Annotated in this window: 19 protein-coding genes; 18 read left to right on the top strand and 1 reads right to left on the bottom strand. The window is 38.6% G+C overall.

Annotation, left to right across the window (positions count from 1 at the left end):
• The first annotated feature begins 326 nt into the window (after positions 1-326).
• The 5 genes from aspS (at position 327) to RT261_RS17705 (ending at position 5,556) form a co-directional block, all read left to right on the top strand.
• Positions 327-1,667 carry an aspartate--tRNA(Asn) ligase gene (aspS, locus tag RT261_RS17725; protein ID WP_313134429.1) on the top strand — a complete coding sequence of 447 codons (1,341 nt, stop codon included), beginning with the start codon at positions 327-329 and terminating at the stop codon, positions 1,665-1,667.
• A gap of 32 nt (positions 1,668-1,699) precedes the next feature.
• The gene (gene gatC / locus RT261_RS17720) at positions 1,700-1,987 is read left to right on the top strand and encodes an Asp-tRNA(Asn)/Glu-tRNA(Gln) amidotransferase subunit GatC (protein WP_313134428.1); all 288 of its coding nucleotides are present in this window, start codon (positions 1,700-1,702) and stop codon (positions 1,985-1,987) included.
• Positions 1,988-2,057: 70 nt separating this feature from the next.
• Positions 2,058-3,494, top strand: a complete 1,437-nt coding sequence (gene gatA / locus RT261_RS17715) for an Asp-tRNA(Asn)/Glu-tRNA(Gln) amidotransferase subunit GatA (RefSeq protein ID WP_313134427.1) — start codon at positions 2,058-2,060, stop codon at positions 3,492-3,494.
• Positions 3,495-3,584: 90 nt separating this feature from the next.
• Complete coding sequence (gatB, locus tag RT261_RS17710) at positions 3,585-5,012, top strand: Asp-tRNA(Asn)/Glu-tRNA(Gln) amidotransferase subunit GatB (RefSeq protein ID WP_313134426.1); 1,428 nt, start codon at positions 3,585-3,587, stop codon at positions 5,010-5,012.
• 190 nt (positions 5,013-5,202) lie between these two features.
• Complete coding sequence (locus RT261_RS17705) at positions 5,203-5,556, top strand: PilZ domain-containing protein (protein ID WP_313134425.1); 354 nt, start codon at positions 5,203-5,205, stop codon at positions 5,554-5,556.
• A gap of 240 nt (positions 5,557-5,796) precedes the next feature.
• Here the strand turns inward: RT261_RS17705 and fliK are convergent, their stop codons facing one another.
• Positions 5,797-7,752: a flagellar hook-length control protein FliK gene (gene fliK, locus RT261_RS17700; RefSeq protein ID WP_313134424.1), complete on the bottom strand. Its 1,956-nt coding sequence runs from the start codon at positions 7,750-7,752 to the stop codon at positions 5,797-5,799.
• A gap of 583 nt (positions 7,753-8,335) precedes the next feature.
• Between fliK and RT261_RS17695 the strand changes: the two genes are divergently transcribed.
• The 13 genes from RT261_RS17695 to RT261_RS17635 all read left to right on the top strand — a co-directional run bounded on the left by RT261_RS17695 (position 8,336) and on the right by RT261_RS17635 (position 23,094).
• Positions 8,336-8,629, top strand: coding sequence for a Dabb family protein (locus RT261_RS17695; protein WP_313134423.1), 294 nt, complete (start codon positions 8,336-8,338; stop codon positions 8,627-8,629).
• A gap of 86 nt (positions 8,630-8,715) precedes the next feature.
• Positions 8,716-9,642 (top strand): NTP transferase domain-containing protein, encoded by a 927-nt coding sequence (locus RT261_RS17690; protein ID WP_313134422.1) that lies wholly within the window; start codon positions 8,716-8,718, stop codon positions 9,640-9,642.
• A gap of 252 nt (positions 9,643-9,894) precedes the next feature.
• Entirely contained in the window at positions 9,895-10,557 is a 663-nt protein-coding gene (locus RT261_RS17685; protein WP_313134421.1) for a hypothetical protein, read from the top strand.
• A gap of 17 nt (positions 10,558-10,574) precedes the next feature.
• A complete protein-coding gene (locus RT261_RS17680; protein WP_313134420.1) occupies positions 10,575-11,771 on the top strand; it encodes a thiolase C-terminal domain-containing protein in 1,197 nt (398 codons plus the stop codon).
• 247 nt (positions 11,772-12,018) lie between these two features.
• Entirely contained in the window at positions 12,019-12,384 is a 366-nt protein-coding gene (locus tag RT261_RS17675; protein WP_313134418.1) for a Zn-ribbon domain-containing OB-fold protein, read from the top strand.
• 23 nt (positions 12,385-12,407) lie between these two features.
• Positions 12,408-13,298, top strand: a complete 891-nt coding sequence (locus tag RT261_RS17670; RefSeq protein ID WP_313134417.1) for a DUF2877 domain-containing protein — start codon at positions 12,408-12,410, stop codon at positions 13,296-13,298.
• Between the two features lie 82 nt (positions 13,299-13,380).
• Positions 13,381-14,940: an acyl-CoA synthetase FdrA gene (fdrA, locus tag RT261_RS17665; RefSeq protein WP_313134416.1), complete on the top strand. Its 1,560-nt coding sequence runs from the start codon at positions 13,381-13,383 to the stop codon at positions 14,938-14,940.
• A 12-nt stretch (positions 14,941-14,952) separates the two neighbouring features.
• Positions 14,953-16,377: a DUF1116 domain-containing protein gene (locus tag RT261_RS17660; RefSeq protein ID WP_313134415.1), complete on the top strand. Its 1,425-nt coding sequence runs from the start codon at positions 14,953-14,955 to the stop codon at positions 16,375-16,377.
• Positions 16,378-16,657: 280 nt separating this feature from the next.
• Positions 16,658-17,458: a cyclase family protein gene (locus RT261_RS17655; protein WP_313134414.1), complete on the top strand. Its 801-nt coding sequence runs from the start codon at positions 16,658-16,660 to the stop codon at positions 17,456-17,458.
• A gap of 426 nt (positions 17,459-17,884) precedes the next feature.
• A complete protein-coding gene (locus RT261_RS17650; RefSeq protein WP_313134413.1) occupies positions 17,885-18,718 on the top strand; it encodes an FAD binding domain-containing protein in 834 nt (277 codons plus the stop codon).
• Positions 18,719-18,732: 14 nt separating this feature from the next.
• Positions 18,733-19,212 (top strand): (2Fe-2S)-binding protein, encoded by a 480-nt coding sequence (locus tag RT261_RS17645; RefSeq protein WP_313134412.1) that lies wholly within the window; start codon positions 18,733-18,735, stop codon positions 19,210-19,212.
• Positions 19,212-21,542, top strand: coding sequence for a xanthine dehydrogenase family protein molybdopterin-binding subunit (locus RT261_RS17640; RefSeq protein ID WP_313134411.1), 2,331 nt, complete (start codon positions 19,212-19,214; stop codon positions 21,540-21,542). Before RT261_RS17645 ends, RT261_RS17640 begins: the two co-directional genes overlap by 1 nt.
• Positions 21,543-21,723: 181 nt before the next feature.
• A complete protein-coding gene (locus RT261_RS17635) occupies positions 21,724-23,094 on the top strand; it encodes a uracil-xanthine permease family protein (protein WP_313134410.1) in 1,371 nt (456 codons plus the stop codon).
• Positions 23,095-23,339 lie beyond the last annotated feature (245 nt).

Raw genomic sequence — 23,339 nt, 5'->3', positions numbered from 1 at the left:
GTACCGCGGGAAATAAATCTAAAAGAGTATCCCGTCCCGAGTATATATGTTGCAGAATAAACTCTGTATCCTATATACTCGGGACTTTTTATTTGTTTCGGGTATATATCCTAAATTATTTTTTAGATTGAAATCAAAGTTAGATATTCACAGGAAGCTTGTTATATTTTCATATTCAAGTTGGTAGATATTTAATTTAGGATAAGGATCACAGAAACAGGTGAAAGGAGAAGATTGAAAAATAATGTTTTTCAATGGAAATTTGCATTTAAAAACAAATTTCCGTCATTATTAAAAGGCGCTAAGATGCCAGAATCGAGGATACTATGGATTATGTAAAAGGATTAGAAGGAAAAAGAATATTTGAAATCAGTGAGGTTTTATCCGGTGATTGGATAGGAAAAGAAATTACTATAAAAGGAGCCGTTCATACCATACGGGATATGAGCCAGTTTTCTTTTATTATTCTTAGGAATTACCAAGGATTGTTTCAATGTGTTTTGAAAGAAGGTAATATACAGGACTTCCAAGTAAAAGATGTAAGAGAAGGTGCTACGGTAGAAGTGAAAGGCATCTTATCAGCGGAAGACCGTGCACCAAACGGATTTGAAGTAAGGATAAAACATATCCGGATTTTATCCGTACCGGCAGAGGATGCTATAATGCCTCTTCCCATCAGTAAATGGAAATTAAATACCTCTTTGGAAGCAAAATTATCTTTAAGGCCGATTTCCCTAAGGAACATTCGAGAAAGAGCTGTATTTAAAATTCAGGAAGGTATTGTAAGAGCCTTTCGTGATTTCTTATTTACACAACATTTTACAGAAATACGAACACCGAAAATTGTTGCCGGAAATGCAGAAGGGGGAGCCAATGTATTTAAATTAGAATACTTCGGTAAGAAAGCCTTCTTAGCTCAAAGCCCACAATTTTATAAGCAGACAATGGTAGGTGTTTACGATAGAGTATTTGAAGCCGCTCCGGTATTTCGTGCGGAGAAGCATAACACTACAAGACATTTAAACGAGTATACCAGTTTGGACCTTGAAATGGGATATATTGACGGATTTGAAGATATTATGGATATGGAAGCGGAATTGTTAAAGTATATATTTGCATTCTTAGAAAAAGAATACCCGAAAGAAATTAAAATATTAGGTATTACCATTCCAGAGGTTTCTAATATTCCGGCAGTACGTTTTGACGAAGCAAAAGTTCTGGTATCTGTAAAATATAACAGAAAAATCAAGGATCCTTATGATTTGGAGCCGGAAGAAGAAACCTTAATCGGAGCGTATTTTAAAGAAGTTTATAACAGTGACTTTGTATTTGTAACACATTACCCCTCTAAGAAAAGACCTTTCTATGCTATGGATGATCCTGCTGATTCAAAGTTCACATTAAGTTTTGATTTATTGTTTAAAGGGATGGAAATTACAACCGGTGGACAAAGAATACATTCCTACGAAGGGCAAGTGGATAAAATGATAAAAAGGGGCATGGATCCAGAGGAATTCAGTAACTATTTAATGATATTTAAACATGGAATGCCCCCTCATGGCGGATTGGGGATCGGATTAGAACGTCTTACCATGAAGCTTCTGGATGAGCAAAATGTAAGGGAAACCACCTTGTTCCCAAGAGACGTATCAAGATTGGAGCCATAATCTCATAAGACCATAAATGAAAGGAGTAATTTATGAATATTACAGATGAAACCATTGAATATGTAGCTGCTCTGGCAAAATTAGAATTAAGCAGCGAAGAAAAAGAAAAGGCAAAAAAAGATTTAGGAAGTATTTTAGCATATATGGACACCATGAATGAGTTGAATACAGATAACGTAGAGCCTATGTCACATGTATTCCCAATAAAAAATGTATACCGTGATGATATTGTAACCAATGGACCAAACAGAGATATTCTGTTAAGCAATGCACCGAAACAAAAAGATGGATGTTTTATGGTACCGAAAACCGTTGAATGACTGTAATCTGATTGTGCAGCGTATAAAGTTGTCTTATTAGAAAGCATTAAGTGCTGGAAACGAGGTAAATATGGATGTAACAAGTTTAACTGCCCTGGAGCTGGGCAGGAAAATTAAGAATAAAGAAATAACAGTTGAAGAAGCAGTCAAAGCCCAATTGGAACGAATTAAAGCAAAGGATAAAGAGTATAACTGCTATATAACTGTTATGGAGGAAGAAGCACTTGCCCGTGCAAAAGAAGTGCAGCGACTTATGGAGGAAGGAAAATTAGATTCACCCCTTGCCGGTGTTCCTATGGTCATAAAAGATAATATCTGTACAAAAGGTGTTAAAACCACTTGTGCCTCAAAAATGCTTTATAATTTTACCCCACCCTATCATGCAACAGTGGTGGACAAATTATTAAAGGCAGGGGCAGTTATTATAGGAAAGGCTAACATGGACGAGTTTGCTATGGGAAGTACCACAGAAACCTCCCATTTTGGTGAAACCAAGAATCCACGTAATACAGAATATGTACCAGGTGGCTCAAGCGGCGGTTCTGCAGCAGCAGTAGCGGCAGAAGAAGCATTCTATGCCCTGGGTTCTGATACCGGGGGCTCCATTCGCCAGCCCAGCAGTTTTTGTGGAGTAACCGGAATAAAGCCAACTTACGGTACGGTTTCCAGGTACGGTTTAATCGCTTATGCCTCCTCTTTAGATCAAATCGGTCCAATAGCCAGAAATGTATCTGATTGTACTGCGGTACTGGATATTATATCAGGCTATGACAGCAAGGATTCAACCTCTGTAAAGAGAGAAGATTATCAGTATAGCAAAGCTTTGGTTGATAATGTGAAAGGTATGAAAATAGGTATACCTAAGGGTTATTTTGGATCAGGTCTGGAGGAAGAAGTAAGTACCAGCATTCTTGCTGCAGCTGAAGTGTTAAGAGAAAAAGGTGCCATAATAGAAGAATTTGAACTGGATGGAGTAGATTATGCTATTCCGGCTTATTATGTAATAGCATCTGCAGAAGCAAGTTCTAACTTATCCCGATATGACGGCGTAAAATATGGATACCGCACAGAAGACTTTGAAGGACTTCAGGAACTGTATAAGAAAACAAGAAGTGAAGGTTTTGGAAATGAAGTAAAACGAAGAATGATGATTGGTGCCTTTGTATTAAGTTCCGGATATTATGAAGCATATTATCAGAAGGCCTTAAAAGTAAAAGCCCTGATAAAAGAAAGTTTTGATAAAGCATTTGAAAAATATGATATTATTCTTGGACCAACAGCCCCTTTAACAGCACCGAAATTGGGTCAGAGTTTATCAGATCCTTTAAAGATGTATCTTGGAGATATTTACACGGTGTCTGTTAATCTTGCCGGACTTCCTGCCATAAGCCTTCCCTGCGGAATAGACAGCAAAGGACTTCCCATTGGCCTACAGCTGATTGGAAAACATTTTGGCGAGAAGGATATTATTCGTGCAGCTTATAGTTATGAGCAAAGTAGATACTAATATTATTCTGTGCAAAATTTATATAATGCTCTTCTTAGCCTATAGGCATGAATTAGATAAGCATTGTAAGTTGGAAAGGAAGATTCACGTATGAAATCATATGAAACGGTTATTGGTTTGGAAGTTCATGTGGAATTGGCAACGGAAACCAAGATATTTTGTGGATGTACCACACAGTTTGGCGGAGAGCCCAATACACATTGCTGTCCGGTATGTACAGGAATGCCGGGGACACTTCCGGTTTTAAATAAAAAAGTTGTTGAATATGCAATGGCTGCAGGTCTTGCATTAAATTGTAAAATAAATCAAAAGTGTAAATTTGACCGTAAAAACTATTTTTACCCGGATTTGCCAAAAGCATATCAGGTATCTCAGTTATACCTGCCTATTTGTCATGACGGAGGTATAGAAATCGAAGTGGATGGAGTAAAGAAAGTTATCGGTATCCATGAAATCCATATGGAGGAGGATGCAGGCAAGTTAACCCATGATCCCTGGGAAGATTGTACTTTGGTAGATTACAACAGATGCGGTGTGCCTTTAATAGAAATTGTAAGTGAACCGGATATGAGGTCCGGGGAGGAAGTAATAGCCTATCTGGATAAATTAAAATTAATCTTGCAATATCTTGGAGTATCCGATTGCAAGATGCAGGAAGGCTCCCTTCGTGCAGATATTAACCTATCTGTTAGAGAAGCAGGTGCTAAGGAATTTGGCACAAGAACAGAAATGAAAAATATGAACTCCTTTAAAGCAATTGCCAGAGCCATTGAAGGAGAGAGAAAACGTCAGATTGAACTGTTGGAAGAAGGAAAACTTGTAGTTCAGGAAACAAGGCGCTGGGATGATAATAAAGACACCAGTTTTGCCATGCGTTCCAAAGAAGATGCCCAGGATTACCGGTATTTTCCAGAGCCTGACTTAGTACCCATGGAGATTAGCGATGAATGGGTAGAGGCAATCAGAAGCCGCCAGCCGGAACTTCGGGATGAAAAAATGCTTCGATATGAAAAGGAATATGATATTCCAGCATATGATGCGGGAATTATTACCGGTTCCAAAAGGCTGGCAGATATTTTTGAGGAAACAGTTGCCATATGTAAGAAACCCAAAGAAGTATCCAACTGGCTTATGGTTGAAACCATGCGATTATTAAAAGAATCGGAAATGGAACCGGAGGATATTAGTTTTAAGCCTGATAATCTGGCAAAATTAATCGAACTGATTCATGAGGGTAAGATCAACCGGACGGTTGCAAAAGAAGTATTTGAGAATATTTTTAAAGATAATATCGATCCGGAAGCTTATATAAAAGAACATGGATTAATAATGGTAAAGGATGAAGGGGCATTGCGTAGTGTGGTTGAAAAAGTCATTGCAGCTAACCCGGAATCTGTTGCAGATTATCAAGGCGGTAAGGATAAGGCCCTGGGCTTTTTAGTTGGCCAGACGATGAAAGAAATGAGGGGCAAGGCAGACCCGGTAATGATAAATCGAATCTTGAAAGAACTATTATAGATGAGGTCATCAGCAATTTAAGGATTGTCGTTAAGAGCCAGTGATGGTATTCCATCTTTCATAGTAAGCTTAAATAATTAAACGAAGCAGAAAAGGATATCTTGCCTATTATTTTGTTCGGAGATATAATAACATATATAAGCTTTCCAAATGTTACACTAATAAAATAAAATTAGTCGAGGTATCTGGTATGGAAGAAAAAAGGCAGAATAAGCGTTTCCCTGTTAAATTGGAATTGGAAATATCATCTTTATTTAAACAAGATAATGTAAAAGTAGATAATATTCATGCACCCATTGAAGTTATGAATATATCCAGGAATGGAATTGGATTTCGTTCAGCAAGTGTATTACCTTTAAATTATTATTTTAATGCTAAGATTCAATTAGGTGACAGTGATTCCTCTCTATATTCCGTAGTTAAGATTATAAGACAGCAGGTAATAGAAGAGAATATGTATTTCTACGGCTGTGAACTGGTGGGTATGTCCTCTGTACTAGATTATATCTTTGATGAATTTCAGGAAGAGATGAATAAGGATTGAAAGAATAGTTTTTATAAGTGATTTTACTTTCAATATATAGTACAAATAAATGGACAAAACAAAATGGTATGTAAAGCTAACACTGATTTTTGGAGTTAATTTTACATACCATTTCTATTATTTAATGTCGCTAGTTCTATTTTTTAATATTATTTTTGTTATTTCTATTAATGTATTCTCATTATTTTTAGTAAATTTATATTTATCAGATTGCAGGATAAGCTATGGTTCTCAGCTAATTTAGGCTCTTATATCGAAATTATAACGAGGTACAATAGATGAATTTTCTTGTTTCGTGAATTCTTCAACAATATCCAAATCTTTTTCTCTTATTAACACCTCAGCATTTAAAGAATAACCTTTCTTTTCTAAAGCTGTTTCTAAAAGGGGCATATTGGCTGATAAAAGGTTTGAGGTATCCTTATCATTTATATAGAACTTGCTTACCAGATTCTTGTTATGAAGATCCACATGAATATCCAAAGGTCCGAGGTGTTCCATATCCAAATGAAGGAGTACGCTGATTCCCTCTTCGGCAGTGCGCCTTTCCTTTTTTCTTGTGTAAACAAATAGTTTACTGTTGGCAACTTGTTCTTTTAGCTTTATTGGCAGCTGAAAATATGTAAAAAAATCATTTATATGGCTCATAAAACTAATATTCTCCTGTAAATGACCAGCCTGCCCATATAGACTTTCCTGGCTGCCCTGAAAAGAGGAGGATATAAATTCTTTTACATTAGTCAGTTGCTTCGACAGATTATCATAATAGTCATCTACGATTCCCTCTTTCGTTAAGGACTTCGGAGTTAAAGTCCATTTAGATATTAATTCTTCTTTCATAAGGGTTTTGTATTCTTTAGAAGAAAACAACCTGCGGATGGAAGATTCAGAAACCGTACTTAGTTTATTTTGAATCCATTTTAATAGTTCGTTGGTGGAAATATCACCGGATTGAATCTGGTCTTTTACTTCCTTTGTCAATGAGAAATCATCTAAATTCTGTAACAAATGGGTTCTATCCCTATCTGTAAGATATTCACTTATGAGATTCACTGGATTACTATTTTGTAATGCTTCAAAGGCTGATAAAATATGTTGTATGGAGGATTGGGTATTGCCCTCCATTAAGTTGTTAATATCATTGAAAGAACCAGTTGGGAATGCCTCTTTTAATAATTCTGCAACTTCTTTCATATTAGCGGTACCATTCATAATATTCTGCAATAACTTTTCTGAAAATAGCAATTTAGCAGACGAATCACTTTCTAAAAATCTGGTAAGTTCTAATCGTTCACTTGCAGAAAGAACAGCCTCATTTAACAGCTGCTTAGATTCCGCTGAGTGTGAATCCGCTGTAAGTGGAGGCAGGTCCGGATTCACGATGGGTGCTTCTGATGCAGAAGGGGCATCTGGGGAAGTTAACCTCATGTTTGCTTCTTTACCTTCCATGGAATCATTTAATGAAGGATTTTGTAAAACAATGTTTAATAATTCATTGCCTTTTGTTATTATTTCAGCATAAGATTTACTGCTAAGTTCTTCAAATAAATCAGGAATTTTGTTGGATAAACTTGCAATATCTTTTAAAATATTCTGCTCTGAATTACTCAAAGAATTTAAGATGTCAATATTACCTTTTGTAACAGGAATATGATATTTGTTCATAAAAACCAGGGTGTCTATGGAGACCTCCTTAAATGCTATGGATTGCTTAATCAGTAATCCTAGTGTATTTTTATCAATGGGCATCTGCTGATTTAATAAAGCCCTAACAATGCCACGATTTCTAATATTCTTACCAAGTCCTGCGGCTTCTAATGCTTTATCTATGGTAGTGTCAGGAAGAGTTACCTGGCGTTCACTTAATATTTTTAATGATAGGCTTTTTAAAGAAACCTCCTCTACCTGGAAAGTAACATTTTCTCCAATTGAAAGCTGATTCCCCTCTTCTAACTTGTCGGTTAAAATCCGTCCGTCTTCTAATTTTACGCTGACTTCGTTGCTGCGAAGATCCAATACTTCCCCTCGAATAATCTGGCCTTTTTCTAATCCTACAGTGTTGTTGACAGGATAAGAAGAATTGGGTACCGAGGCTGGGGAAGAGGAGGAAGAAATCTTAGACTGACCATTGATAGCAGTACTATAAATAGCCTCGCCCATATTTTTATTGGGTTGTGAAATATTATTATTTATCATATAAAACCTCCAAGGGGTTACAAATCAATAGATTCAATCATTATATCGGTTAATAAGGTGTAAGAATTAATCTTTATTGGGAGCCTTCACTGGAAAGTTACTGGTAGGGATATAGATGTTAAAGGTGGGTAATATATAGTAATTAAACATGAGTTTGAAAACAGGTACTTTATTGTTTGGAAAATAATAAAAATATCAAATTTTTATAGAATATGACTGAAAATAATTGACATTTTGCTGCTGATTTTGTATAATATATGGAAATAAATAAAGTTGTCTATATATAATTTACATATATAGTAAGGAGAATTCAATACATATTGCACAAAAGATAGGTGTCTATTTTGACCAATATTAGATTAAGTATTAAATTGGAATTAATGACTTAAGAAAAGACTGACTTAAGAAAAGACTGACTTAGGAAAAGACTGACTTAGGAAAAGACTGACTAAAGAAAAGGCTGACTAAAGAAGAAAAGACTGCAGAGGCTTGCGAAAGCTGGTTATATAAGGGACGCTTCTTAATATAACCTAATATACTTAGGATATGGATAAAAGAAAATATCTTATTCAGGAGGAGAATAATGCTTAAGTATATTGTTTTATTTAAATTTCGTGATCCAGAAGAATGTCTTACAACAGTCATTGAAAAACTACATAGCATGGAAGGGGTTATACCTGAGATTTTATCGATGGAAACCGGAATAGATATCTGGCATAATGAGCAGAGAAGTTATGATCTTGCTCTTATTTGTACCTTTAAGGATATGAAAGCGGTTGAAGTATATGATAAACATCCTTTTCATGAGAAAGTAAGAGAATATATTTATGCTCACAGGTTGGATGGAAAAACTGTTATTTATGAAGTAGAAGCGTGAATTAAAATACATTGTTTCTGCCGTAAGGCAGAAACAATGTAGGAGCATGCCGCATCGGTATGTTTGAAAGGAGTATGGATATATTAATGAAAATAAACAATGTCGGAGGAATCATAGTTGCTGCCAGTATAAGAAGGGCAAGGCCAATGCTTCAATTAGGCTCTATTCCTATTGTGAAGAGGGTTGTTCTTGCATTTCAACAGGCAGGGATATTTCCCATTGTCATAATTACCGGAACCCAGGAGGATGAAGTAAGACATGAGCTGTCGGAATATGGGGTGATTTTTTTAAAGAATGAAGATTGCCAGGAAGCAACCATGTTTGATTCTTTAAAAATAGGTCTTAGCTATTTTCAGGATAAATGCAGCCATATTGCGATTACACCTGTTAATTCCCCTATGTTTTCTCCAGAAACTCTAAAAAAACTACTTGATACAAAGGGTGAAGTTACATACCCGGTTTATAAAGAAGAAGAAGGTTATCCTGTACTCCTGTCATCATCAGTTATTCCTGGCATATTGCATTATAAAGGAGAAGACGAATTTAAAGGTGCTATTCATTCATTACAGAACTGCCATGTAAGAGTTGAAGTAGAGGATGAAGGAGTGGTTCAGGATGTACATAGTTATGAACAATTACAGAAACTTCTTGAACAGCATAATCGTGCCCTTATGCAGGCAGCGGTAGGACTTAGTATCGAGAAAGAATCTGTATTTTTTAATAATCGGACAAAGCTGCTTTTATATCTGATATCTGAAACCAAGTCAGTTAATAAAGCATGTGAACTTATGTCTATGTCTTATACCAAGGCATGGAAGGTCTTAAATAAATTGGAATTTGAACTTGGTTATACTATTATTCAAAGGCGGCAGGGGGGAAGCAGGTATGGAAGAACTCTTCTGACAGAAAAAGGTATGGAATTCCTTTTGGCGTATTTTGAGTATGAAGATAGGGTAATTCGATTTGCACAGTCGGAATTTGTCAGAATATTTAAGAAAAATCAACTAATTTGACAGAACAAATTACATTTAGAAACAAGTTGAAAGAAAACTAGCTCCCGTTTATAATTTAATTATAAACGGGAGCTAGTTATATTTATGCCATGTGAAAGTATGGATATTGCAGTTAATTCCAACTTATTTTCATGTGAGGTAAGAAATCAGAAACTTATTTCTTACCTAATTATAATTATATTCCTGGGTATTAAGATTTCCCCTTTCAGCTAAGGGTTGCCAAAAAAATATATAATTAGGAGGTAAATTAGTATGGGTATCATTATTGATGAGATGGAAGGCAAATTAAGGCCACCATCAATAGGAATGAAACCTTATGAAGCAAAGGTTATTCCATTAATTACAGGTGAGGATATGTTGGTTCGTGAAGTAACTTATGATGAGATTCCTTTATTGATGGAAACAATCGAGCCCTTAATGAAACAGCCTAAGGATTTCTATGACATCGTTGCTTCGCGTATCTATGCAGAGCTTCTTGGAATGTACCGTTACAGAGTACGGGATGAATACTGCTTTGTAGGAGCTATTGATGGTGAAATCGCAGGTATTGTTAACGGACGTCTTGTAAATGAGAAGCTTGGTATGTCATACCATACAATAACACTTAGGCGTGGAGTCCGTGTTGGTGCTCAGCTTTTCGCTGCAAAGATGGAATATCATTTTGATTTTATGGATCAGGATGAAGTTTTAATCGTAGCTGAGAGTCCTAACGGATTCAAACGTTGGATGATAGAATACGAATTAGAACCTCGTTTTGAATGCCAGCATGAATTAGGCGGTGTTCCTACCTATGTGCTTACACGTGCTTTATGGGAGAAGCACAAAGCAAATAAGAACGTTGGTATTCGCCCGGCATTTGAGGATGTTGTAGAAGCAAATAAGGTGTTACGTAAACCTGCTGAAATTAAAGTGTGATCTGAAAGGAGAACGTTATGCGTAGTGTAGGTATTGTAGGAGTCGGACATACCAAGTTTGGTAAGTCGGAAGTTCCGTTTTTGGATATGGTCTGTGACGCTGCTCTCCAGGCGATGGATGATGCAGGAGCAAAAACAGGTAGAAATAATGTGATTGACCAGGTTTTTGTTGGTACCATGGGCGCAGGTATGGTAAACCGGATCAGCGGTACTGCATCTGCAGTTGTTGATACCTTAAATATACGTCCTGCTATGGCAGAGACAGTTGAGAATGGTCCTGCATCCGGTGCTTCTGCCATTAAGTTAGGATTTATGGCGATTGCATCCGGTATGTGTGACTGTGTACTGGTAGTGGGTGCAGAAGGTATGCGTGCAGTTACTGGCTGGGAGGGCACGGACTTTGTTGCTACTATGCTTCATCTGGAGGGCGAGTACAAATATGGTGCTACACTTCCTGCATTCGCAGGTATGTTTACAAGACTTTGCATGGACCAATATGGTCTTGAAAGCAAAGATTTATCCATAGTTTCCGTAAAGAACCATGCAAATGCATGCAAGAATCCTTGTGCACATATTCACAGCCGCGTTGTATTAGAGCGTATTACGAACCCGGCATACATAAATGCTACGAATCCTATCGTTGCAGATCCGCTTCGGCAATTTGATATGTGTCCGGTATCCGATGGTGCGGCAGCAGTTCTTCTGGTTGCAGAGGACAAGAAAGATACCCTTGGATTTGGAGATAAGAAGTTCGTTAAGATTGCAGGTATGGGTTCCGCTACAGATACCCATGTAGTTGCCAACCGTGAAGTTCCTTCCGATTTATTGGCAGTAAGACTAAGTGCTAAGATGGCATATGAGATGGCAGGGGTGGGACCTGATGATATAGATATTGCAGAATTACACGATGCATTTCAAATACTTGAAATCGCAGAATCAGAAGAGGTAGGTTTCTTCAAACGGGGTGAGGGTCATCTTGCAGCCCGAAGAGGTGAAACAGCACTTACTGGAAAGAAACCAGTTAATACATCAGGTGGATTGAAAGCAAAGGGTCACCCTCTTGGGGCAACCGGTGTTTCACAGGTTGTTGAACTTGTTCGTCAACTCCGGGGTGAAGCTGGAGAAAGACAGGTGGAAGGTGCAAAAACAGGTTTGGCAGTTAACTTTGGCGGTTTTGGTAACAATGTTGTGTCAACCGTTTTGACAACTAAGTAAGGAGAGAAGTGTGAAAAGAAATACTAAGCCAGCACAGTACGCTGACTAAGAATTTCTAAGTTTCACACAGGAAGAACTCCAGCAAGAGAATCCAGTGGAATTCCCTTGTGAACTTCTTCATCCATTATTTGAGATGTTGCAGAGCGACATCATGTTTGGAAGTGTGAAGAAAAAGCTTCTTCATCCATTATTATGTCGGGAAAGTTGAAAGAATTGATTTCTTTCAACCTGTGAAAGGAGTATGGATATGGATCAAATGTATACCTATAAATGCACAAAATGCGGAAAGCTCCATCATCCCCGTTACATCGTTTGTCAGAATCCGGACTGCGATGGCCGGGAGTTTGAGAAGATTCCACTGGAAGGAAAGTGCAGGCTTTTAACATGGACCAGAGTTTATAACTTGCCGGAAGGTTATATGTGTCCCTGGTTAAACTTTGGGATTGTAGAATTTGAAAATGGTGTTCGTGTCACAGGACAGGTAGGTTTTGATGAGGGAATTGAATCAGGCATGGAACTGATTGCCACAGTAGGGATTGTGAAAGAAAAAACAATATTGTATAAAGAAACCGTTGCAGCTCCTCAGTATGGTTTCATATTCCAAAAGGCTTAGAGCCTTTTGGAATTTAGAAAGTTATGAAAGAACTAAAGGCGGTTAATATTTGTGGGAAGCTTCGAGAGGCTCTTTTAGTAAATAATAAAGTTTTTAAAGTCCATTCCGTATTTGACACCGCAGTTAATATAGTTTCTAATGATATATTTTTTACCCTGCTTTCTGACATACGGTGTTTATATCCCATGTCTTGCAGGGTTTTAGATAACTTATCATTTACAAAGTCAGGGATAAGAGAAAGTATGGAGGTTATTTCATCCGGTAACAGTCTTATTATTCCGAATGCAGATATGGTTATAAATCTAAAAGATGCTGTGGAATGTGACCTGTTATTTATGAAGCATATTGGATTATTTGTTCCTAAGGATCTAAGGTTAAAAATCGAGATTCTAAAAAGTCTTATTTGGGAAAAAGGCTGTGAATATGATTTAAGCACCTTGGTTACAGGGAAGTACAAAAATCCATATTCCGAGTTCATAATGAAAAAACTGCCGGGGTTAAATGAAGCTATAAAGAAAAGAGATTCACAGGCAGGAGAGCATGCAGAAGGGATTGCAGGCTGTGGAATCGGACTTACCCCTTCTTCGGATGATATGCTGATGGGCTATATGTCAGCCTGTCTTGCTGATACAAAAGCAAAAGGGCAGGACTATGAAGAAATCAGTAAAGTTACATATGCTATGGGTAATAAGGCATCAGAACGTACCAATACAATTAGCGGTGCATTTTTAAAGCAGTGTGCAATGGGACTTCTATCAGAGGATATGACCGGACTTTTGTGCACCATATATTCTGATACAGATATAGAAATATTGAAAAAAAGTGCGGAGTGTATTTTAAACTTTGGCTCTACTTCCGGTATTGATATGCTTGCGGGAGTTGTCCTGGCGATTGTAAATTTAAACGGATTATAAACTATTTCCAGTTAAAAAAGCACGGGTTCAAGGGTGTAAACTTTGTGCTATAGAATATCCGTTTTAACAGGAGGAGAATATTTTGGTTAAGCTTGAGATTAGAAAAAACGCTTATTATGATTCAGTAACATTAATGCTTATCAGTAAAGACATAAAAAAAGTAAATGGCATCGGTGAAGCACTGGTAGGTATGGGGACTGACCTTAATCGTGAGATAGCGGCTAACATTGGACTTGAAACACCTGAATTTGATTCGGTTACCCCAAATGATTTCTTTGTAGCGGTACAATGTGATGATGAAATGGCATTTGAGGCCGCTAAGAAGAAGGTAGATGAACTTCTTAATAAGAAATCAGAGTCAAAAGAGGCTGATTATTATCCGCCGACTTTGGAAGGTGCAATAAAAATTGATCCGGATATTAATCTTGCGGTTATTTCTGTTCCTGGCAAACATGCAGCTGCTGTAGCACAGGGCTGCCTTGAGAGAGATATTAATGTAATGCTTTTTTCGGATAATGTTACCATAGAAGAAGAACGTGCATTGAAAGAATATGCATATAAGAAAGAACTATTGGTTATGGGACCTGATTGCGGAACTGCTATTATTAATCATGTCCCTCTTGCTTTTGCTAATGTGGTAAGGGCAGGGGACATAGGAATTGTAGCCGCATCCGGTACAGGCACACAGGAGGTATCCTCCATTATTGATCAGTTGGGAGGGGGTATTTCTCAGGTAATTGGTACAGGAGGACGTGACCTAAAGAAAGAAATAGGAGGTCTTATGATGAAACTTGGGCTTGATGCACTGGTTAAAGATCCTAGGACTAATGTTATTACCTTAATCAGTAAGCCGCCTGCAAAAGAAATTGCTACAGAAATCCTTTCCTTGGCATCAAAGGCAGGAAAATCAGTTGTTGTTTGCTTTATTGGTGGAGACCGGGAGGAGATTGAAGCTTTTGGCTTAACGGCTGCAATATCCCTTGAAGATGCTGCGCATAAGGCAGTGGCCCTTTCAAAGGGAGAGTCAGTAAAAGATTTTGCTGCCTTTTCTATGGGGGAGGAAGAAGCAGAAGCTTTGGCAAAAGAGCATGCTTCTAAGATGGCAAAGAGTCAGAAATACGTACGGGGCTTCTATACGGGAGGTACTCTTTGTGATGAAGCAATGAAACTGATGCTTCCAAAACTTGGGCACATTTACAGTAATATTCCTTTACAACCGGAAGATAAGCTAAATGATGCAAGAAACGGTAAAAGTTATGAGCATACATTTCTTGATTTTGGTGATGATGAATTCACAGTGGGAAGACCTCATCCCATGATTGATCCCTCCCTGCGTGCAGAGCGGGTGATTACAGATGGTAAGGATCCGGAATGTGCAATTATTATGGTGGATTGTGTGATTGGATATGGTTCACATGAGAATCCGGCAGGGGATTTAGCAGAGGCCATTAGGGCAGCTAAGGAAGATGCAGTGACAGAAAGCAGGCATCTTCTAGTAGTAGCAGCCGTTTGCGGTACAGAAGGGGATCCCCAGTGTTTGAGTAAAACACAGAAACAGTTAACAGATGCAGGTGCTGTAGTGCTTCCATCAAATGCTCAGGCAACCCGTTTTGCAGAGCTTGTATTGGCCAAAATGGAGTAAGGAGGTGGTGGAATGAGCAGATTAAATACATTATTTCAGAAAGAGCTTCATGTTGTTAATTTTGGAATTGAATCTTTTTATAAAGATTTAAAGAAACAGAATAAACCAGCAGTACATATAGACTGGAAACCTATAGCAGGGGGTGATAAGGAGGCAGCTGCAAACTTACGTAAGCTTAAGAATCCAGCACTTTATTCAAAAATTCAGGAAGCAAATAAAGAGGCCCTTAGAAGAATTCTTGCAGCACAGCCGGTTATAATAGGGCTTGGAATTGCAGGTGAAGTAATACCGGGAATGACAAAGGAAACCATACTTCATGCCGGCCCGCCTATTACCTGGGAGCGCATGTGCGGACCTCAAAAAGGTGCTGTTATGGGAGGTCTTGTGTATGAAGGCCTTGCTGCTGATATTAAAGAAGCTGAACAACTTGCAGCTTCCGGTAAGATTACATTTGCCCCCTGCAATATGCATAATTGCGTAGGCCCTATGGCAGGTGTTGTGACATATTCCATGCCTGTATGGATATTGGAGAACAAAACCTTTGGAAATCGCGCTTATTGTACCATTAATGAAGGGCTTGGGAAAGTTCTTCGATTTGGAGCTTTTGATGTAGAAGTTCTTACAAGACTTCGCTGGATGGAAAAAGATTTGTATCCGGTTTTAAAGGCAGCAATGGAAATAAAAGGTGAAATAGATATAAAGACGATAATCGCCCAGCTTTTACAGATGGGTGATGAAGGACATAATCGGAATAAAGCAGGAACGTCACTTTTATTCCGAGAACTTACACCGGCCATATTAGAGGCTGACCTGCCAAATGAGAAGAAGATAGCAGCCCTTAACTTTATTAACAGCAACGACCATACCTTCTTAAATATTTCCATGCCTGCTTGCAAATGTACCATGGATCCGATTTTTGATATTGAATTCTGTACGGTAGCAGCAACTATGTGCCGTAATGGTACTGATTTTGGCATTCGTATAGCAGGACTTGGGAAGGATACATGGTTTACAGCCCCGGCAGAAAAGGTAGAAGGACTTTTATTCCCGGGATTTACGGAAGAAGATGAAGCTTATGACTTAGGTGATTCCTGTATTACTGAGACAGCAGGTATAGGAGGATTCTGTATGGCAGCAGCACCTGCAATTGTACAGTTCGTCGGAGGCCAGGTATCGGATGCAAGGAATTATTCCATGCAGATGTATGAGATAACAATAGGGGAAGGTACCGCTTATAAGATACCGGGACTTGATTTTCGTGGAGCACCTACCGGCATTGATATGGTTAAAGTGATTGAAACCGGTATCCGTCCTATTATCAATACAGGTATTGCTCATAAGGATGCAGGTGTAGGCCAGGTTGGTGCAGGACTGGTTCACCCGCCGGAAGCCTGCTTTAAGAAAGCATTGGCAGCATGTGCAGATAAATGGTCTTAATACGGAAACGCAGTGTATACAGTTAGAATTTTTATTTATTTGCCGGATATAAAATATAACAGGGTAAAATATTTGGTTAAATAAATGATGTGTGGAGAAAGTAGTGTGAATTATTGAATTTATAATTAACACCCTGATTTGTGGCAGTGCCATATCCGTAAACAGATGCGGACTGCAACGGGAGTTAGGTTAAAAAGCTGTTTTTTCAACTAGCATTTTAGACCGAACGCAAATCGCTTTTATTATTATAATGGTGCTAAGCACCGGAATCGAGGTTAATATGAGCAAATGGTCAGATATTACAATGTACGAACTTTCAATTCCCATTGGAATCAATACACCCCCGTGGCCTACCTATGAGCCGCTGCAGATGAAATTTTTTAAACGTCTCGCGCCCAATGGTGCCAACGGACAGTTAATAACCCATAGTAATCATGTGGGTACACACCTTGACGGTCCTCTACATTTTGATACGGCAGGACGTGATATGGCATCCCTTGAACTTACAAAACTCTGCCATCCCGGCGTAGTTGTAGATTTGTCAGATCAGGCTGAAGATTTTGGAATCTATACCCCTGAAGATATTGAAAAGAGAGTTGAAGTAAGAGAAGGGGATATTCTTATTATAAATACCGGCTATCACAAATACGGATGGGATCAGCCGGATGCAGACGAAAGACGTTATATGCTTCGTCATCCCGGTCCCAGCCTTGATTTTGTGCAGTGGGTTCGTGATAAAAAGCTCCGCTGGATCGGTGTTGACTGCGGCAGTGCAGACCATCCAATGAATACAAAGATTCGTGACTGGGAACCAATGGAGGCAGAAAAGTGTAATGAGCTGTTCAAGGAACGCTACGGAAAGAGCCTGAATGAAGTATATCCTTGGCCGGATCGTTATCAGGCAATGCATATTGAACTGTTTCGTAAACCATATGAAGCCATTCATGCGGAATGTCTTGGAGGAGATATTGACAAACTTAGTAACAAGCGTGTTGTTATTGGATGTTTTCCTTGGAAACTGGTAGACGGCGAAAGTTGTATAGCAAGAATCGTTGCATTTGATGGTTTTGAAGATGCATAAATAAGTAAAAGAATTACATATACACAACATTAAAAATAAATACTTCTGAAAAAAGGCTGTAACCCAACTTAGTTATTCTAAGTAGAAACTGCTGAAAAGTTTAAAGTTTCAAACCTGTTGTTTTGATTAAAGTTCCTCTATGTAAATTATACATTTTGGAATATCAAATAGGAATGACGAACTATGAGATAATGGAAAATGCACCATGTAAATTACATTTGGGAACATCAAATCTGAAATGAAATTTATATTACTCGGATTAAAAATTCAGAAAGTTTTATTCATGAAGAATCCGAGGTTTTACTTAAAATTCTTCATGTAATAGCTTTGCTGAATTAAACGTTCAAAATAACAAAGTAATTGATTTTTACAGTGATTTTGGTGACAGCCTTTTTTATAAATCTATATAAACTGTTAGGAGGGGCCATGAAAGAATTTCAATATTTGAGGCCGGAAACAGTGGAAGAAGCGATTGCACTTCGTTGTGAGCACGAGGAATGTTCTGTTCTCTTAAATGGCGGAACAGATATAGTAATCCAGCTTCGTGAACGTCTTATTGCACCGGAATTTATCATTGACATTAAGCATATTCCGGGATTTAACCAGATTACTTTCAATAAAGAAGATGGTCTGTATATCGGTGCATGTGTAACCATGAATGATATCGCCGATAATGAAGACGTTAAAAAATATTATCCGTTCCTCTCAGAAGCAGCTCACTCTGTAGGAAGTAAACAGGTTCGTAACCGTGCAACTTTGGTGGGCAATATTGTAAATGCTTCTCCTTTGTGTGATACGGGAACGCCCCTATATGTCTGTCAGGCAAAGGTATGTATAATTGGTAAAGAAGGAAAGTGGGAAATTCCAATTACAGAATTTATCACCTTTGTAAGAAAAACAATTTTAAGGCCGGAGGAAATTGTTGTTGGGATTAAGGTTCCCTATATTGAAGGAGCAAAAGGTATTTTTACAAAAGTTTCAAGACGTAAGGAAGTAGATTTATCCACTATCTGCGGTACAGTACTTAAGATTGGTGATAGTTACAGAATGGCATTCGGTGCAGTAGCACCTACCCCCATAAGACTGCCTGAGACGGAAAGCTTGTTACAGGAAAAGAAACTGACACCTGAGTTAATAGATGAGGCAGCAAAGCTTGCCCGAACAGAGGTTTCGCCCATCAGTGACATTCGGGCATCCAAGGAATACCGCCTTGATGTTGTGGAAGTTACAGTAAGACGCAGCCTTGAGCAGTTAGCATAAGGAGGTATTTAGCTATGAAATATAAAGTTAATTTTTATGTCAATGAAGAACCGATAGAACTTTATGTTGATGCGAACAAAACAATGCTAAATGTATTACGTGATGAACTATGTCTTACTGGAACAAAAGAAGGCTGCGGTGCCGGTGAATGTGGTGCATGCACAATTATTGCCGACGGAAAACCCTTAAATGCCTGTCTGGTTCTGGCTCCAGAACTTGATGGCATGCATATTACAACAATTGAAGGTATTGCTATAGATGGTGAACTATCAGAATTGCAAAAACAGTTTGTAAAGCTTTCAGCCCTACAATGTGGATTCTGCACGCCGGGCTTTATTATGTCTGGAACAGCTCTGTTGGAGGAAAACCCCAATCCTACAAGGGAAGAGATTAAAACAGCCATAGCCGGAAATCTTTGCAGATGCACCGGATATGTCCGCATTATAGAAGCCATTGAAGAGGCAGCGAAAGTTTTAAGGGGAGGTGACCGGTAATGGAATTAAAGTATGTTGGTCAGTCATATGAGCGTAAAGATGCTATAAAGAAAGTGACAGGTGCAGCAGAATACGTTGATGACATACGTCTTCCCAGAATGCTTTATGCGCTATGTGTAAGAAGCCCTTATGCACACGCAAGAATTCTTTCCATTGATACATCAGAAGCAGAAAAACTTCCAGGAGTAAAATGTGTAATAACAGGTGATGAATATCCTAACCGTGCTGGACTTTATCTGGAAGACAGATACTTTATGGCAAAGATAGGGGATACGGCGAAATATATGGGTGAGGCGGTTGCCGCAGTTGCCGCAGATACTCCAGAAATAGCAAGGCAGGCTTGTGATCTTATTAAGGTTGAATATGAAGAACTGTCTGCAGTTACCAATGCCGTGGATGCCATGAAACCGGATGCTCCTGTGATTCACCCGGAGCTCCATACATATAAAGTTGCACCCATATTCTATCCTGAAAAGGGAACCAATATTTCTCACCATTACGTATTAAGAAAAGGAGATGCTGAAAAGGCTTTTGCAGAGGCAGATTATGTCTTTGAGAATTCTTTCTATATCCCTCACGTACAGCATGTTCCATTAGAGCCTCATGCTGCAATTGCAAAATATGATACAGATGGAAAACTCACTGTTTGGGCAAGCTGTCAGTCTCCTTATGCAGTCCGCCAGGCTCTTTCAGTTGCATTTGCAATGCCCCTGAACAAAATAAGGGTAATCTCACCTACTGTTGGAGGAGGCTTTGGCTCCAAGGCCGGCACCACTTTAGAAGGGATTGTTATCCCTCTTGCAAAGCACTGTAAAGGGCGTCCTGTTAAGCTGCTTTATACCCGTGAAGATGAGTTCGTAAATGCTTATGTCCGACAGGGAATGCATGCTAAGATTAAAGCAGGTGTTCGAAAGGATGGTAAGATTATTGCCCTTCACAATGAGTTTATATGGGATGGGGGCGCTTATACGGAATATGGCGTTAATATCACTAAGGCCGGTGGATGGGCATCGGCAGGGCCTTATGATATTGATAATGTATGGACTGATAGTTATTGCGTTTATACCAATCATCCTGTTGGAGGTCCCTACCGTGGTTTTGGTATGTGCGAAATCCATTTTGCCATTGAACAGAATATGGATATGATTGCAGAGAAAGTTGGAATCTCACCAGTTGAAATAAGAAGGTTAAATGGAATTAGACCCGGTGGATATACCGGAATGGGTGAGAGAATGGATGTTGCCGGTCTTATGGACTGTATTGACCAAGTTGTTGAGGAGATTGAGTATGATAAGCCTTGTGAACCTGCAGGCCCTCATAAGATACGGGCAAAGGGCATTGCTGCCGGCTGGAAATCACCTTCCATGCCTACTAACGCAGGTTCTTCAGCCATAATCCGAATGAATGAGGACGGTACTTTCTTCTTAATGAGCAGTGGTCAGGAAATCGGTCAGGGTGCAGCAACAGTGCTGGTACAGATTGCAGCAGAGGTGCTTTCTGTATCTCCTGATAAGATTACTTTTTGTTCAGGAGACACGGACCATACTCCCTACGAATGGCAGACAGTTGCAAGCCGTACTACCTATTGTGCAGGTAATGCAGTTAAGCTGGCAGCAGAAGATTTAGTGGATAAAGTGCTAGATCTTGCACAGATTAAAATGGGAGTGGTAAAAAGAGACCTGGAATTTAAAGACGGATATGTTGTACATAAGATTTATTCGGAGAGAAAACTTCCAATATCGGATTTTGCATTAGGAGTATCTTTTAATGACGGCAGCGGATACGGCGGTCCTGCAATTGGTGTGGGATCATTTACACTGGAGAATAATATAAATACAGATAAGAAAACTGGTATTGCAACACATCATCCAGCAGCTTTTTGGACCATGGGCATGAACGGATGCGAAATTGAAATAGATACGGATACCGGTGCATGTAAAGTCCTTAAGATGGTATCCTGTTTTGATGCGGGAAAGGTGATTAATCCTATACTTTTCGCGGCACAAAGTGAAGGAGCTATGGTTCAGGCATTGGGTACAGCTTTATTTGAAGAACTAAAGCTTCAGAACGGCAGGGTTTTAAATAAGAGTTTCGTAGATTATAAAATACCTACAGCAGATGATGCCCCGGAACTTATTGTTAAGTATGTTGAACATGCAGAACCTACAGGACCTTACGGTGCAAGGGGAGTAGGTGAACCACTTATGGTTCCCGGTGCTCCGTGTATTGCTAATGCCATTTATAATGCAATTGGTGTGCGCTTTCACAGAATGCCCATAACTTCAGAAGACATTTTAAAGGCACTAAAAGAAAAGAAACTAAAACAATAATAATTTTAAATGTAACCTCTATACAAAAGCGGCCTAATTCGAAACTGAAAAAATATAGGCGCTAAAGCGCCGGAAGAAAGGCAAGGTTGAAAAATAAGCTTTTTCAACCGGCAATTTATTCTGGTGCACAAAGTTGCTGTAATTTATTAAAAAGCGCTAAAGCGCTGGAAGAGAGGTTAAAATGTCAACAAAAAATGAATCTATCGGATATCTGCCAGATGAGAGACCGCCTATACTGGAACTCATCCCATTTGCTTTACAGCAAATCATAGTTATGTTTCCGGCTACCGTTTTAGTTGCACTGCTCACCGGTTTTCATGTATCAACCACTATTTTTGCCAGTGGTTTAGCAACATTATGCTTTATTTTAATTACCGGCAGAAAAATTCCTTTATATTATGGTTCCAGTTTCTCCTACATAGCTGCCATTGTTTCAATTATGGGTGCCGAAGCATTCTCCTCATATGCATTGAATGATAAAATCTCCATAGCTCAGTTTGGTATTGTAATGTCCGGTTTTGTATCTATTATTGCAGGAATTATTATTAAACGTTCCGGTAAAGCAACAATAGATAAAATACTTCCTCCTACAGTTACTGGCAGTATTTCTATTATTATTGGTTTATCTTTAGCAGTAAGTGCTATGGCAAATGCCCATTCCATTCCTGCAGGAGTTGCAGAAGCTAATACCTTCCTTGCAACCAATATGGCATGGATAATTGCAATTATTACATTGTTATCCACTATATTATATTCTGTATACCTAAAAGGTAGATTAAGTCAGCTGCCTATACTATTTGGTCTTTTTACAGGTTATATAGCCGCTGCTATTATTGGTGCCATAACCGGAATACCTTTTATTAACTTTAATACACTGGAAGCAGATGGTATATTCAGCTTGCCTGTCTTTACATTACCAAAGCCTAACTTAGCCGCCATTGCAGCCATAATGCCCATTGCAATTGCAACCATACCCGAATCTACGGCTCACATCTATCAATTAGATATTTATGTAAAAGACCTGGCAAAGAAAAAAGGTTCCCCAAAGACTTATGACCTTGAGAATAAATTAGGTCTTAACTTAATAGGTGATGGTATCGGTGATATTGTATCCGGTTTTATCGGCGGACCAGCGGGAACAAATTACGGAGAGAATATTAGTGCAATGGCACTGTCTAAAATATTCTCAGTTCCGGTACTGATTGCAGCAGCCATTATTACAATGATTATTTCTTGCTTCACACCATTAATTAATATCGTTTACTCCATTCCTACCTCCGTAATCGGCGGACTTTCCATTTACCTGTTTGGAGTTATCGGTGCCCAGGGAATTGCAATTATGATGGAAAAGAAAGTGGATTTATTTGTAGCCAAGAATTTGGCGGTTATCGCCATTATCCTAATTATTGGACTTGGAGGAAGTTTCGGTTTCCCAAACGGCATGATCCCAATGTTTGGGGCTGAGTTCCCCGCTATTGCCTCTGCAGCCGTAGTCGGTATCCTACTAAACTTAATCCTTTCATTTGGAGAAAAGCCTAAAAATACAGATTAAATAAAAATTTGGGTTATTAACGAAAGTACGCTTTGCCTAATATAGGTTATCTAGACCATAGAGAGTAGGGGATATTGTATATTGCTTGTTCTATTTAGAAATTCGATGGTTCTAATACGATAGTAATCGCTTAAAACATATTTAAAAATTGAGAACTCCTCGGCTTCGCCCCGTAAATAATAGGTGCAATCACCTATTATTCAACATCTCAATTTTTAAATATTGGCGCGATTTCTATCATATAA

Source organism: Anaerocolumna sp., from assembly GCF_032079385.1.
Classification (GTDB): Bacteria; Bacillota; Clostridia; order Lachnospirales; family Lachnospiraceae; genus Anaerocolumna.
This window is presented reverse-complemented; position numbering and strand designations above follow the sequence as displayed.

Bases quoted from the DNA above. Each gene is read 5' to 3' on its own strand.
- RT261_RS17685 (WP_313134421.1), top strand. From the start codon at position 9,895: ATGGGTATCATTATTGATGAGATGGAAGGCAAATTAAGGCCACCATCA.
- RT261_RS17660 (WP_313134415.1), top strand. From the start codon at position 14,953: ATGAGCAGATTAAATACATTATTTCAGAAAGAGCTTCATGTTGTTAAT.
- RT261_RS17640 (WP_313134411.1), top strand. From the start codon at position 19,212: ATGGAATTAAAGTATGTTGGTCAGTCATATGAGCGTAAAGATGCTATA.
- RT261_RS17645 (WP_313134412.1), top strand. From the start codon at position 18,733: ATGAAATATAAAGTTAATTTTTATGTCAATGAAGAACCGATAGAACTT.
- RT261_RS17680 (WP_313134420.1), top strand. From the start codon at position 10,575: ATGCGTAGTGTAGGTATTGTAGGAGTCGGACATACCAAGTTTGGTAAG.
- RT261_RS17650 (WP_313134413.1), top strand. From the start codon at position 17,885: ATGAAAGAATTTCAATATTTGAGGCCGGAAACAGTGGAAGAAGCGATT.
- fliK (WP_313134424.1), bottom strand. From the start codon at position 7,752: ATGATAAATAATAATATTTCACAACCCAATAAAAATATGGGCGAGGCT.
- gatB (WP_313134426.1), top strand. From the start codon at position 3,585: ATGAAATCATATGAAACGGTTATTGGTTTGGAAGTTCATGTGGAATTG.
- RT261_RS17690 (WP_313134422.1), top strand. From the start codon at position 8,716: ATGAAAATAAACAATGTCGGAGGAATCATAGTTGCTGCCAGTATAAGA.
- RT261_RS17695 (WP_313134423.1), top strand. From the start codon at position 8,336: ATGCTTAAGTATATTGTTTTATTTAAATTTCGTGATCCAGAAGAATGT.
- aspS (WP_313134429.1), top strand. From the start codon at position 327: ATGGATTATGTAAAAGGATTAGAAGGAAAAAGAATATTTGAAATCAGT.
- RT261_RS17655 (WP_313134414.1), top strand. From the start codon at position 16,658: ATGAGCAAATGGTCAGATATTACAATGTACGAACTTTCAATTCCCATT.
- RT261_RS17705 (WP_313134425.1), top strand. From the start codon at position 5,203: ATGGAAGAAAAAAGGCAGAATAAGCGTTTCCCTGTTAAATTGGAATTG.
- gatC (WP_313134428.1), top strand. From the start codon at position 1,700: ATGAATATTACAGATGAAACCATTGAATATGTAGCTGCTCTGGCAAAA.
- RT261_RS17675 (WP_313134418.1), top strand. From the start codon at position 12,019: ATGGATCAAATGTATACCTATAAATGCACAAAATGCGGAAAGCTCCAT.
- RT261_RS17670 (WP_313134417.1), top strand. From the start codon at position 12,408: ATGAAAGAACTAAAGGCGGTTAATATTTGTGGGAAGCTTCGAGAGGCT.
- gatA (WP_313134427.1), top strand. From the start codon at position 2,058: ATGGATGTAACAAGTTTAACTGCCCTGGAGCTGGGCAGGAAAATTAAG.
- RT261_RS17635 (WP_313134410.1), top strand. From the start codon at position 21,724: ATGTCAACAAAAAATGAATCTATCGGATATCTGCCAGATGAGAGACCG.